General features: G+C 72.7%; 10 protein-coding genes and 1 pseudogene. 8 read left to right on the top strand and 3 right to left on the bottom strand.

Translation table 11 applies throughout. The features are described 5' to 3' along the window. Positions 1–42 precede the first annotated feature (42 nt). On the bottom strand, positions 43–1029 hold the full coding sequence (locus tag M2157_RS22000; protein ID WP_280866023.1) for an ATP-binding protein: 987 nt from the start codon (positions 1027–1029) through the stop codon (positions 43–45). 101 nt (positions 1030–1130) lie between these two features. Here M2157_RS22000 and M2157_RS21995 point away from each other — a divergent pair, with 101 nt between their 5' ends. Then, positions 1131–1955: an oxidoreductase gene (locus M2157_RS21995; RefSeq protein ID WP_280866022.1), complete on the top strand. Its 825-nt coding sequence runs from the start codon at positions 1131–1133 to the stop codon at positions 1953–1955. A gap of 336 nt (positions 1956–2291) precedes the next feature. Here M2157_RS21995 and M2157_RS21990 read toward each other — a convergent pair whose 3' ends face one another. Continuing rightward, positions 2292–3125 (bottom strand): HAD family hydrolase, encoded by an 834-nt coding sequence (locus tag M2157_RS21990; protein WP_280863376.1) that lies wholly within the window; start codon positions 3123–3125, stop codon positions 2292–2294. Between the two features lie 609 nt (positions 3126–3734). Here M2157_RS21990 and ssd point away from each other — a divergent pair. The 7 genes and pseudogenes from ssd to M2157_RS21955 all read left to right on the top strand — a co-directional run. Next, positions 3735–4847, top strand: a complete 1113-nt coding sequence (gene ssd / locus M2157_RS21985; protein WP_266561712.1) for a septum site-determining protein Ssd — start codon at positions 3735–3737, stop codon at positions 4845–4847. A 227-nt stretch (positions 4848–5074) separates the two neighbouring features. After that, positions 5075–6247 (top strand): TadA family conjugal transfer-associated ATPase, encoded by a 1173-nt coding sequence (locus tag M2157_RS21980; protein WP_280863850.1) that lies wholly within the window; start codon positions 5075–5077, stop codon positions 6245–6247. 69 nt (positions 6248–6316) lie between these two features. Then, on the top strand, positions 6317–7246 hold the full coding sequence (locus M2157_RS21975) for a type II secretion system F family protein (protein WP_280868262.1): 930 nt from the start codon (positions 6317–6319) through the stop codon (positions 7244–7246). After that, complete coding sequence (locus M2157_RS21970) at positions 7243–8031, top strand: type II secretion system F family protein (protein WP_280866021.1); 789 nt, start codon at positions 7243–7245, stop codon at positions 8029–8031. Before M2157_RS21975 ends, M2157_RS21970 begins: the two co-directional genes overlap by 4 nt. Positions 8032–8107: 76 nt before the next feature. Continuing rightward, a complete protein-coding gene (locus M2157_RS21965; protein ID WP_280863374.1) occupies positions 8108–8329 on the top strand; it encodes a DUF4244 domain-containing protein in 222 nt (73 codons plus the stop codon). Beyond that, on the top strand, positions 8316–8681 hold the full coding sequence (locus tag M2157_RS21960) for a TadE family type IV pilus minor pilin (protein ID WP_280863373.1): 366 nt from the start codon (positions 8316–8318) through the stop codon (positions 8679–8681). Before M2157_RS21965 ends, M2157_RS21960 begins: the two co-directional genes overlap by 14 nt. Before the next feature lie 158 nt (positions 8682–8839). After that, a pseudogene (locus M2157_RS21955) lies at positions 8840–9301 on the top strand (Rv3654c family TadE-like protein); the annotation flags it as partial. A 245-nt stretch (positions 9302–9546) separates the two neighbouring features. On the opposite strand, the gene M2157_RS21950 reads toward M2157_RS21955, so the two are convergent. Further along, complete coding sequence (locus tag M2157_RS21950) at positions 9547–12141, bottom strand: DEAD/DEAH box helicase (protein ID WP_280866020.1); 2595 nt, start codon at positions 12139–12141, stop codon at positions 9547–9549. Positions 12142–12146: the final 5 nt, after the last annotated feature.

Raw genomic sequence — 12146 nt, 5'->3', positions numbered from 1 at the left:
GCGTCGGTCGGTTGCCGCTTGGCAGCCGGCGGTGCGGCCGCTTCAGACGGTCGCGGCCGCCACCGCACTCTCGCCGAGCACGAACGAGGGGTCGATCTGCGCCGCCAGGTCGGCCCCCGTGCGCTCATTGCCCCAGGACTGGGCGTTCTTCAGGTGAAAATGCACCATCTGCCGGGTGTAGCGCTCCCCGTCACGCAGCTGGTACGTCGCGTCGACGGCCGTCCGCAACTGGTGCAGGGCGCGGCGGTTGACGTCCTCCAGGAGCGCGAACCGGGGCGGTCGGCCCTTCTCCAGGGCACGCACCCAGTCGGAGTGCCCGACCGTCACCAGCAGGTCGTCCCCGACTTCGGCGCGGAGGAACTCGAGGTCGTCCCGGCCCTGCACCTTGTTGCCGACGACCTTCAGGACGACGCCGAAGTCGCGGGCGTACTCCTTGTACTGGCGATAGACGGAGACCCCCTTCCGGGTCGGCTCGGCCACGAGGAACGTGATGTCGAAGCGGGTGAACATGCCGGAGGCGAAGGAGTCGGAGCCCGCCGTCATGTCCACCACGACGTACTCGCCCTGCCCGTCCACGAGGTGGTTCAGGCACAGCTCCACCGCTCCCGTCTTGGAGTGGTAGCAGGCGACCCCCAGGTCGGCGTCCGTGAAGGGGCCGGTGACCATCAAACGGACGATGTCGCCGTCGAGTTCCACCGCCCGTGCGCAGGCCTCGTAGACCGGGTTGTTCTCGCGCACCCGCAGCAGTCGCGAACCCTCGCCGGGCGGAGTGGTCTTGATCATCTCCGCGGCCGAGGCGATCCGCGGGTTCGTGCCGCGCAGGTACTCCTTGATCAGCGGCAGCCGCTCACCCAGGGCGGGCAATGCGGCCGCCTGTGCCTCGTCCAGGCCGAGCGCCGGCCCCAGGTGCTGGTTGATGTCGGCGTCGACGGCGATCACCGGTGCTCCGGTGGCCGCGAGATGGCGGATGAACAGGGAGGACAGGGTGGTCTTGCCGCTGCCGCCCTTCCCGACGAAAGCAATTTTCATGTTCACCAAGCGTAGTCGGCTGATAGCTGTATGTGGCAGGCGTGCGTGAAGAAGACCACTCCATCGAGGGGTGCGGGCCTGGGTTGCGTAGGGTCGTACTCATGAGTACGACAGGCGCGAACGCCGATCCGCTCGCGGCCCTGGGCTCGCTGCCCGGCGTGGCCGAGTCCGTGGAGTCCGTGCGCAAGTCCGTGGACCGGGTCTACGGACACCGTGTCATGCGGCGCCGCAGCAATGAGATCACCTCCGAGGCGGCCCTGCGCGGCGCCCGCGGCTCGGCCGCGCTGTCCGGCGCGGACTGGGCCCTCGAAGAGGTGCGCCGACGCTCCGACTTCGGCGTCGACGGCGAAGCGCGGGTCATGGGTGCCGCGCTGCGGCTGACCGCCGAGGCCGGCCAACTGCTGTCCATCTGGCGGCAGTCGCCCCTGCGGGTGCTGGCCCGGCTGCACCTGGTCGCCGCGGCGACCGACGAGGACGAGATCGGCCGTCCCCGTCAGGCCGGCGAGACCGCCGACGAGCCGCTCATCGAGCTGCCCCTGCCGGGCGCGGCCGAGGTCTCGGGCCGGCTGGAGGGCCTGTCCGAGCTGATCATCGCGGGCAGTTCGGCCCCCGCCCTGGTCTCGGCCGCCGTCGTGCAGGGAGAGCTTCTCGCCCTCAGGCCCTTCGTGTCCCACAACGGCCTGGTCGCGCGCGCGGCCGCGCGGATCGTCCTGGTCGGCAGCGGTCTCGACCCGAAGTCGGTCTGCCCGGCGGAGGTCGGGCACGCCGAACTGGGGCGTGCGGCCTATCTGGCGGCGCTCGACGGATACGTCTCCGGCACCCCCGAGGGCATGGCCGCCTGGATCGCCCACTGCGGCCGTGCGATCGAACTGGGTGCGCGCGAGTCGACGGCGGTGTGCGAGGCGCTCCAGCGCGGGGCGGCGTAAAACCCCCTGGAACAGAGTTGCGGCGGTACGAGGACTCGTACCGCCGCTGGCATGTTCACCGGGTTACCAAGCGTCCTCGATGTATTGCCCATCAGGTCGGGAACTTTGCCCGTCACCTGGTGCGGCTGGCCCGTAATCGACGGGTCGACGTCGCGTGGGTGCTCGATGTCCATGCTCGGTCCGTGGGGCCAAATGCGTTTCTAAGGTGATCCTCTCGGATGTCCTTGGTCTCGCGGGCCGTTAACCCCTTTGTACTCCTGGACCGGAGCAAGCGGAACCCCTGGCCGCCGTTCTTTACTATTATCCGCAAATAGGGGTCAAGTAGGTGGAATCACCTCAGGCCACTGTCGCCCGCCGCCGATTCGCGTACCAGACGAGGCCTGCCGTCGCTGCCGCCGCTCCTATCGCGGCGACCGCGACGAGCGCCGGGCGGTGCGGTACGGCGAATCCGGGCAGCCGTTGCTTCAGCCGGACCGGCCGGTGGAAATCGAGAATCGGCCACCCGCGTGCGAGAGCCTCGCGGCGCAGTGCCCGGTCCGGATTGACGGCGTGTGCGTGACCCACGGCCTCGAGCATCGGCAGGTCGGTCGCCGAGTCGCTGTAGGCGTAGCAGCGCTCCAGGTCGTACCCCTCGGACTCCGCCAGCTCCTTGATCGCCTCGGCCTTGGTCGGGCCGTACGCGTAGTACTCCACCTCCCCGGTGAAGCAGCCGTCCTCGCCCACGACCATCCGGGTCGCCACCACCCGGTCGGCGCCCAGGAGTTCGCCGATCGGCTCGACGACCTCGGCGCCGGACGTGGAGACGATGACGACGTCGCGGCCGGCGGTGTGGTGCTCCTCGATCAGGGAGGCGGCCTCGTCGTAGATGATCGGGTCGATCAGGTCGTGGAGCGTTTCGGCCACGATCTCCTTGACGTGCTGGACGTTCCAGCCGCGCACGAGCGCGGAGAGGTACTCGCGGGTGCGTTCCATCTGGTCGTGGTCCATACCGCCGACGAGGAAGACGAACTGGGCATATGCGGTCCGCAAGGCGGCCCTGCGGTTGATCAGCCCGCCTTGGTAGAACGACTTGCTGAACGTGAGTGTGCTCGACTTCGCAATGACCGTCTTGTCCAGGTCGAAGAAGGCTGCTGTGCGAGGCAAGGAGTGGTTTTCCACGACCCCGAGCATAGGTGCAGCCCATTCGGCGTAAGGTGAGGCGCGTGGGTTTGCCTGAGAGGGGTCTCGGGTACACCATGGAAGTCACGGATCGTTCGCGACCGTGCTAACCCGGTCCGGCTCCTCCCCCCCCGAGTCGGCCGTGGAGACGACCCCCACTCTCCCCCCCGGTGGGGGTCGTCGCATGTCCGGGTGGGTTTTTCCTCTTCCGTTCGCGGTCTCGCGACCGCTCCGAGGCGGCTTCGGCCGCCTCTTCCGGCTGCCCATGATCCGTCACTGTGCGTAGCCGCCGCGCTGCTCTGCGGAAGTTTTGCACAGGCGCTGCGGGACTCACCGGTATGGGTGACGGTGATATTCACAACCGCCGAGTTGTCCACAGTTATCGACCAAGATCCACACGATTTCCGGGATCGCTGCACCGTGATTCCCACACGCCCCGCTCCAGCCGACTTCATGGCCGGTTCTGGTTAGTCGGGTGTGTTTGGCCGGTTCGTATCGGCCGTTCATATGGAGGCCGGTTGCCGGTTCTTCACATGTTTGGGAATCGCGGGGCCGAGGGGCCGCGTGAGAGAGGCGTCGCGTGGGGCCCTGAGTAGGCCTCGCGCGGCGCGGCGAAGGGGGATGGAAACCGTGACCGCAGCCGTCACACACGAGGGACAGCCCGCCGCCGGAGGGCGACCGGGCCGTCCGTTGATCGTCACGGAGGACGAGGACCTGCTCGACGACCTGCTGCGACTGTGCGCGGCGGCCGGGGCCAAGGCCGAGGTGCATCACGGAGTGCCGGAGCCCAGAGGAAGCTGGGAGGCCGCCCCCCTCGTCCTGGTCGGCGACGACGCCGCACGGCGCGTGCGCGGGGCCGCACGCCGGCGCGGAGTGGTGCTCGTGGGCCGGGACCAGGACGACTCCGGGGTGTGGAAGCGGGCCGTCGAGATCGGCGCCGATCACGTCCTGATGCTGCCCGACGGCGAGCAGTGGCTGGTCGACCGCATCGCCGACGTCACCGAAGGTGTCGGTCGGCCGGCCCTCACCGTCGGCGTCATCGGCGGCCGCGGCGGGGCCGGAGCCTCCACGCTCGCGTGTGCCCTCGCCGTCACCTCCGCGCGGGAGGGACTGCGCACCCTCCTGGTGGACGCCGATCCGCTGGGCGGCGGACTCGACGTGCTCCTCGGCGGCGAGAGCACCGAGGGGCTGCGCTGGCCCGCGTTCGCCGCCTCACGCGGGCGGGTCGGTGGCGGTGCCCTGGAGGAGTCGCTGCCGCGGCTGCACTCGCTGCGGGTGCTCAGCTGGGACCGCGGCGACCGCATCGCCGTTCCGCCCCAGGCCGTGCGGGCGGTGCTCGCCGCGGCCCGGCGCCGGGGCGGCACCGTCGTGGTCGACCTGCCCCGCCGCCTCGACGACGGCGTCGCCGAGGTCCTCTCCCAGCTGGACCTCGGGATCCTCGTGGTCCCCGCGGAACTGCGCGCCGTCGCCGCGGCCGGCCGCGTGGCCTCCGCCGTCGGCATGGTCCTGCGCGACCTGCGGGTGGCGGTACGAGGCCCCTACGCACCTGGACTCGACGACCGGGAGGTGGCCCGCCTGCTGGGACTTCCCCTGGTGGGCGAGGTGCCGGTCGAGTCGGCGCTCCAGCGGCCGCGGGGCAGCGACTCGCCTCCGGGGGCGGCCGTAAGAGGGCCGCTCGCGCGCTTCTGCAAGGAGTTCTGGGAGCGGGCGTTGGCGGAGGCGGGAGCGGCATGAGCGTGTTCTCGGGGTTCGAGCGGGCGGATGGCGCGGGGGACGGTGCTGCCGAGGAGTGGCGGTCGGGTGATCCGGTAGCCGGATCCGTTGAGCGGCGGCATTCGGGTGATCCGGTAGCGGGTTCCGTTGAGTGGCGACGGCGGTCGGGTGAGGCGCCGGTCGGTGCCGTCGGGCTGCGGGCCGCCGCGGTGGGTGCCCGTACGGCTTCCTCGGCGCCTGGTGCGGACATGGCTCCCGGGCTGCTGGACGGCGTACGGCAGTGGCTGGCCGAGAGCGGGGCCGAACCGACGCCCGCCCGCGTGGCGCAGGCACTGCGGGAGCAGGGACGGGTTCTCGGGGACGCCGAAGTGCTGGGCGCGGCCGAGCGGTTGCGCTCCGAGCTGGTCGGCAGCGGGCCCCTGGAGCCGTTGCTCGCCGACCCGTCGGTGACGGATGTCCTGGTGTCGGCGCCGGACCGGGTCTGGGTGGACCGGGGCGGCGGACTCGAACTGACCGCTGTCTCCTTCCCGGACGCGGCCGCCGTACGACGACTGGCGCAGAGGCTCGCCGCGGTGGCGGGGCGGCGCCTCGACGACGCGCGGCCCTGGGTGGACGCGCGGCTGCCGGACGGGACCCGGCTGCACGCGGTGCTTCCCCCGGTCGCCGTCGGCTGCGCCTGTCTGTCGCTGCGGGTCGTACGCCCGCGTGCGTTCACGCTGGACGAGCTGGTCGCGGCCGGCACGGTGCCGCCGGGCGGAGACCGGGTGCTGCGGGCACTGCTCGAGGCGCGGCTGTCCTTCCTCATCAGCGGCGGGACCGGCACCGGAAAGACGACGTTGCTGAGCGCGCTGCTGGGGCTGGTCGGGCCGGGCGAGCGGATCGTGCTCGCGGAGGACTCGGCGGAGCTCAGGCCGGACCATCCGCACGTCGTACGGCTGGAGACGAGACCCGCCAACCAGGAGGGCGCAGGACTCGTCACGCTCGAGGACCTGGTGCGACAGGCGCTGCGGATGCGGCCCGACCGGCTGGTCGTGGGTGAGGTGCGCGGGCCCGAAGTCGTGCATCTGCTGGCCGCGTTGAACACGGGCCATGAGGGCGGCTGCGGGACCGTGCACGCCAACGCGGCGGCTGACGTACCGGCTCGCCTCGAGGCGCTGGGCACGGCGGCAGGGCTCGACAGGGCTGCTCTGCACAGCCAGTTGGCGGCCGCGCTGTCGGTCGTACTGCATCTCGTGCGGGACCGGGCCGGGCGGCGCCGGATCGCCGAGGTGCGGGTGCTGGAGCGGGACTCCTCGGGGCTGGTGCGGACGGTGCCGGCGCTGCGCTGGGGAGCGGAGGCGTTCGCGTACGAGCCGGGGTGGGAGCGGCTGCGAGAGCTGCTCGGGGCCGCGATGCGGGGGCCGTCGGGGGAGGGCGGGTGACGTGGGCGGGCTCAATGCGAGGTGACGACGACGAGATGGCTCGGACGACGGGAGGACGCGGTGATCGGGATGGGGGAGATGTCGGTGGGGTCGACGGGTGTGGCCGTGGGGTGCCTCGGGGCGGCCGTGTGGCTGTGGAGCGGGCGACGTTCCGGGGCACGGCGGGCGCAGGTGCTGCTGGCGGGCGGCGGGGTGGTGGGCGTCGGGCCTCCGCCGTGGCGGCGACTGGTGGGGGAGCTGCGGCAGCTTCGTGGGCGACTCGGGTTCGAGTGGTGGGCGGCGGTCGCAGGGCTGGTGATCGCCGTACTGGGAGCCTCGGCGCTGCCGGTCCTCGCGGGGGCCGCCGCGGTGCCGTTGCTGCGGCGGGTGCGGCTGGCGCGGATGGAGCGCCGGGTGCGTGAGCGGCGGGCGGACGAGGTGATCGCGCTGTGCGCGATGGTCGCCGGGGAGGTGCGGGCGGGGCGGCAGCCGGGGGAGGCGCTGGTGCGGGCTGTGCGGGAGTTCGAGGGCGCGGGTGTCGGTGGGGCCGGATCGGGTGCGTTCGGTTCAGGAGCGCCGGAGTTCGGTGGTCTCGGGGAGACGCAGGCCGCTGTGTTGGCGGCGGCCCGGTTCGGCGGGGATGTTCCGGGGGCGCTCGCGGCGGCGGCCCGGCGGCCTGGGGCCGAGGGGCTGTTGGGGCTCGCCGCGTGCTGGCGGGTGGCCGTGGACCAGGGCGCGGGGCTCGCGGCCGGGCTCGATCGGCTCGAAGGTGCGCTGCGGGCCGATCGGGACCAACGAGCCGACCTGCGCGCCCAGTTGGCCGGAGCCCGGTCCACGGCGTGGATGCTCGCCGCGTTGCCGGTGCTCGGGCTGGGCCTCGGTGCCGCCCTCGGCGCCGATCCCCTGCACGTCCTACTGCACACCGGCTCCGGGCTGGGCTGCCTGCTGGTCGGGGGCCTGCTGGAGGGCGTCGGGATGTGGTGGGCGACGCGGATCGTGCGGGGAGCCGAGGCGGCATGAGCGCGGAAGTTGTCCACAGGCTGGGGGCGGTTGCGGGGGCGGCACTGGTGATCACCTGGCTCGCCCGGTGGGCCGCGGCCGTGCGGCACGAGCGCAGGGTGCGGCGGCGGCTCGGAGAGTTGCTGCCCGCTGCGCAGGCCACTCCCGAGGGCCCGCGGTTCGAGGCTCGGGATCACGTGCGGCGCTGGCTGCCCGTGGTCGGCGTCGGGTGTGCCGGGTGGGTGCTGGTCGGCGGAGTCGCCGGTGTCGTGGTCGGGATGGTCGTCGCGACGGGCCTGTGGCGGTGGCGGCTACGGCAGGCGGCCGGCGTGGGTGCCGAGGAGGCCGACGCGCGCGAGGCGGCCCGGCAGCTGCCGCTCGCCGCCGACCTGCTGGCCGCCTGTATCGCGGCGGGCGCCGGTCCCGTGATCGCGGCACAGGCCGTGGGTGAGGCGCTGGGCGGTCCCGTGGGTGAAGGGCTCGCGCGCGGGGCGGCGGAGGTACGGCTCGGCGGCGAACCGGGCGACGCCTGGCGGAGGCTCGCCTCGACACCGGGCGCCGGGGCGCTGGCGCGGCTGCTGGAACGCGCCGATGTGACCGGGCTGCCCGCGGCCGGACCGGCTGCCGCGCTCGCGGCGGACGCCCGAGCCGACTGGGGGCGCACCGCGACGGCACGGGCCCGGCGGGCGGCCGTGCTGGTCACCGCGCCGGTGGGGCTGTGTTTCCTTCCCGCGTTCATCGCCGTCGGCGTGCTGCCGATCGTGATCGGACTCGCGGGTGGAGTGCTGGGAGGGGGTGGGCGATGACGGTCGGCGGCCGGTGACCCGGCGGACGAGCAATTCAGGCGGTACTTCAACAGGACTGATCCTTACGGGGGTTGAGATGTACAAGGCGGTATGGGCGCGGGTGCGTGCCCTGGTGTGCAGGACGACGAGCGGGGCGCGGTCGATGCGCGGGGACAGGGGGATGGTGACGTCCGAGTACGCGATGGGGATCGTCGCGGCGGTGGCGTTCGCGGTGGTGCTCTACAAGGTGGTGACGAGCGGGGCCGTCAGCGCGGAACTCCAGGCCATCGTGAAACGGGCGCTCGATGCGAAGGCGTGAACGGGCGGGAGACCAGGGGTTCGTGACGGCTGAGTCGGCCATGGTGCTGCCCGTGCTGGTGATGTTCGCGATGGCGCTGGTGTGGGGGCTGCTCGTGGTCGCCGCGCAGATCCAGTGCGTGGACGCCGCCAGGACCGGGGCCCGCGCGGCGGCCCGCCAGGACCCCGCCGAGGCGGTCGTCCGGGTGGCCCGGGACACGGCACCGCGCGACGCGCAGGTGACGGTAGCCCGGGAGGGTGACCGGGTCCGCGTGGTGGTCGTGGCCAAGCCGCCCGCGTTGCACGGCCTGCCCTTCGAGGTGCGTGAGGAGGCCGTCGCATGGGCCGAGGAGACGGTGGGGGAAGGAGGATGAGCGGCGGTTCGACGAGGAGCGGATCCTCGGAGCGCGGGGTTGCGGTTGCGCGGCCCCCCGTCCCGCGGCCGGCGAGAGCCCGGTTCGCGGAAGCCGACCTCACCGGCGCACGCCGCGCTGTTGCCCGGTTCGCCGGCGTCCATCCCGCCGGCGCCCGTTCGGACCGTGGCTCCGCCACCGTCTGGAGTGTCGGGGCCATCGCGGTGCTGTGCGTGGTGTTCGGGGTCGTGCTGGCCCTCGGGCAGGCCGTCGTCGTACGGCATCGGGCGTCCGGGGGCGCGGATCTCGCGGCGCTCGCGGCGGCGGACCACTGGGCCGACGGGCCCGAGGTGGCCTGCGCCCTGGCGGAGGGCGTGGCTCGGGACCAGGGCGCGCGGCTCGTGCGGTGCGCGATCGTCGGAGAGATCTCGGATGTGACGGCGGCCGCGGGGCGGGGGCCGTTCACTGCGGAGGTCAGGGCACGGGCGGGACCTGCGGGACCGGTCACGTCGCAGGCTCCGCTTCCGCCTCCTCCGGAATCCCAGGGGACGCCACGTCCTGGAGGTCCGGCGGCTCCTGGAGCCGCGGTCCCGGGGCCTCTGGGAGGTCAGACGCAGTTGGCTCGGCTGGTGCCCGGGTGAGGCTGGGGTCCGGGGTGTCCGTGGGCGTCCGGGTGAGGTCGGGGTCCGGGGCGTCTGTCGGCGTCCGGGTGAGACGAGGGCCGGGGTCGTCTGTCGGCGTCCGGGTGAGACCAGGGCCCGGCGGCTCCGTCGACACCCCGGTGCAGCCAGGGCCCGGGCCCTCCGTCGGCATCCCAAAGGCCCCCGACGCCGTTCGCTCCATCGGCACCCTGGCGGGGCCGGGGCCACGGTTCTCCGTCGGCGTCCTAGGGTGCTCTCGGCGCTGTTCGGTCGGCTGGCGCACCCGTGAGGCCAGGCTGGGCCCTCTCCTCCGGCGGTCCGGGAAGCTCCTCCTCCTCCTCCTCCTCCTCCTCCTCCTCCGGCGGTCCGGGAAGCTCCGCCTCCGCCCCCTCCTCCGGCGCCCCCCGCAACAGCACGGTGAGCAGCCGTACCGCCCCCCTCTTGTGCAGTGGGTCGTTGCCGTTGCCGCACTTGGGGGACTGGATGCAGGACGGACAGCCGGCGTCGCACTCGCAGGAGGCGATGGCCTGGCGGGTGGCGGTGAGCCAGGCGCGGGCGGTGTGGAAGGCGCGCTCCGCGAAGCCCGCGCCGCCCGGGTGACCGTCGTAGACGAAGACCGTGGGGAGCAGCGTGTCGGGGTGGAGGGGGATCGACACGCCGCCGATGTCCCAGCGGTCGCAGGTCGCGAAGAGGGGCAGCAGGCCGATCGAGGCGTGCTCGGCGGCGTGCAGCGCGCCGCCGAGGATCTCCGGGTTGATCCGGGCCTCGTCGAGCTGGTCCTCGGTGACCGTCCACCACACCGCGCGCGTGCGGAGCGTACGAGGAGGGAGGTCGAGTTTCGTCTCGCCGAGTACTTCACCTGTGATCAGACGTCTGCGGAGGAAGGAGACCACCTGGTTGGTGACCTCGACGGAGCCGTAGCACAACCTGCCCTCGCCCCAGGGGACTTCGACGTCCGTCTCCAGGACGGCGATGGACGTCGTGTCGCGGGCGACCGTCGAATACGACGGGCTGGCCTCCTCGACCAGCGCCACCGAGTCCTCCAGGTCCAACGACCGGACCAGATACGTACGGCCCTGATGGAGGTGAACCGCGCCCTCGTGGACGCTGGTGTGGGCGGAACCCGCGTCGACCGTGCCGAGGAGGCGGCCCGTGCCCGACTCGACGATCTGGATGGGACGACCGCCCTCCCCGCGGATGTCGGTGAGGTCGGCGGCCCGCTCCCGGCGGGTCCAGTGCCAGGCCTTGGTGCGGCGGCGCAGGAGCTTCGCGGACTCCAGTTGCCCCAACAAGTTCTCGGTCTCCGGTCCGAACAACTCCATGTCCTCGTCCGTCAACGGCAGTTCCGCCGCGGCCGCGCACAGATGCGGGGCGAGGACGTACGGGTTGTCGGGGTCGAGGACCGTGGACTCCACCGGCTGGTCGAAGAGGGCCTCGGGGTGGTGGACGAGGAAGGTGTCCAGGGGGTCGTCGCGGGCCACCAGGATCGCCAGCGCCCCCTGGCCGGCTCGTCCCGCCCGGCCCGCCTGCTGCCACAGGGACGCGCGGGTGCCGGGGTAGCCGGAGATCAGTACCGCGTCCAGCCCCGAGACGTCGATGCCGAGTTCCAGGGCGGTCGTGGCGGCCAGGCCCAGCAACTCTCCTGAATGCAGGGCCTGTTCCAGGGCGCGGCGCTCCTCCGGGAGATAGCCGCCGCGGTACGCCGCCACACGGCGGGCCAGGGAGCGGCCGACCTCCGCCAGCCGCTCCTGGGCGATCACGGAGATCAGCTCGGCGCCGCGCCGGGAGCGGACGAAGGCGACCGAGCGCACGCCCTGTACGGCGAGATCGGTGAGGAGATCCGCCGTCTCGGCGGTGGCCGTACGGCGGACCGGGGCGCCCTTCTCGCCCTGCATCTCGGTGAGCGGGGGCTCCCAGAGGGCAAACACCAGTTCGCCACGCGGTGAGGCGTCGTCGGCGACCTCGACCACGGGGAGGCCGGTGAGGCGGCGGGCGGCCACCGACGGTTCGGCGGCGGTCGCGGAGGCCAGCAGGAAGACGGGGGAGGCGCCGTAGCGGGCGCAGAGGCGGCGCAGCCGGCGCAGCACCTGGGCGACGTGGGAGCCGAACACGCCCCGGTAGGTGTGGCACTCGTCGATGACGACGTACTTGAGCGCCTTCAGGAAGGAGGACCAGCGGGAGTGGGACGGGAGTATCCCGCGGTGCAGCATGTCCGGGTTGGTCAGCACGTAGTTGGCGTACTGGCGGATCCATTCACGTTCCTCGAACGGCGTGTCGCCGTCGTAGACCGCAGGGCGTACGGAATTGCCCAGCGGTTGTGAAAGTTCCTTCACCGAGCGGCACTGGTCCGCCGCCAGGGCCTTCGTCGGGGACAGGTAGAGCGTGGTGGCGCCGCGGCCGTTCGGGGCCTCCGAGCCGTCCAGGAGCGTGGAGAGGACCGGCACGAGGTACGCCAGGGACTTGCCGGAGGCGGTGCCGGTGGCGACGACGACCGACTCGCCGTCCAGGGCGTGTTCGGCCGCGCGTGCCTGATGGGCCCAGGGGTGCTCGATGCCGCAGGCCTGGACGGCCGCGATGATCTCCGAGCGGATCCGGTCGGGCCAGACGGCATGGCGACCCTCACGTGGGGGCAAGTGCTCCGTATGAGTGATGCGCGCAGCCCGGCTCGGCCCGGCGGCGAGCCGGTCCAGGACCGTGCTCGGCGTGGGGCGGGGACCGGCGTCCGTCGAGGGTCGATCGGATCGGAGATTCTTGGCCATCGGCACCGAGTGTGTCACTGGCGTGACGGACAATGGGACCAAGGCGTCGTGCACGCCTGCCGGTAAGTGATTGAATGCCATCGCGG

This window comes from Streptomyces sp. SAI-127 (assembly GCF_029894425.1).
Lineage (GTDB): Bacteria > Actinomycetota > Actinomycetes > Streptomycetales > Streptomycetaceae > Streptomyces.
Note: the sequence above shows the minus strand (reverse complement) of the source record. Positions and strands in the feature narration are given on the sequence as shown.

Excerpts from the sequence above, each read along its gene's own strand:
- M2157_RS21965 (WP_280863374.1), top strand. The coding sequence starts at position 8,108 with ATGTACAAGGCGGTATGGGCGCGGGTGCGTGCCCTGGTGTGCAGGACG.
- M2157_RS21960 (WP_280863373.1), top strand. The coding sequence starts at position 8,316 with ATGCGAAGGCGTGAACGGGCGGGAGACCAGGGGTTCGTGACGGCTGAG.
- M2157_RS21950 (WP_280866020.1), bottom strand. The coding sequence starts at position 12,141 with ATGGCATTCAATCACTTACCGGCAGGCGTGCACGACGCCTTGGTCCCA.
- M2157_RS21990 (WP_280863376.1), bottom strand. The coding sequence starts at position 3,125 with ATGCTCGGGGTCGTGGAAAACCACTCCTTGCCTCGCACAGCAGCCTTC.
- M2157_RS22000 (WP_280866023.1), bottom strand. The coding sequence starts at position 1,029 with ATGAAAATTGCTTTCGTCGGGAAGGGCGGCAGCGGCAAGACCACCCTG.
- ssd (WP_266561712.1), top strand. The coding sequence starts at position 3,735 with ATGGAAACCGTGACCGCAGCCGTCACACACGAGGGACAGCCCGCCGCC.
- M2157_RS21995 (WP_280866022.1), top strand. The coding sequence starts at position 1,131 with ATGAGTACGACAGGCGCGAACGCCGATCCGCTCGCGGCCCTGGGCTCG.
- M2157_RS21980 (WP_280863850.1), top strand. The coding sequence starts at position 5,075 with ATGGCTCCCGGGCTGCTGGACGGCGTACGGCAGTGGCTGGCCGAGAGC.
- M2157_RS21970 (WP_280866021.1), top strand. The coding sequence starts at position 7,243 with ATGAGCGCGGAAGTTGTCCACAGGCTGGGGGCGGTTGCGGGGGCGGCA.
- M2157_RS21975 (WP_280868262.1), top strand. The coding sequence starts at position 6,317 with ATGGGGGAGATGTCGGTGGGGTCGACGGGTGTGGCCGTGGGGTGCCTC.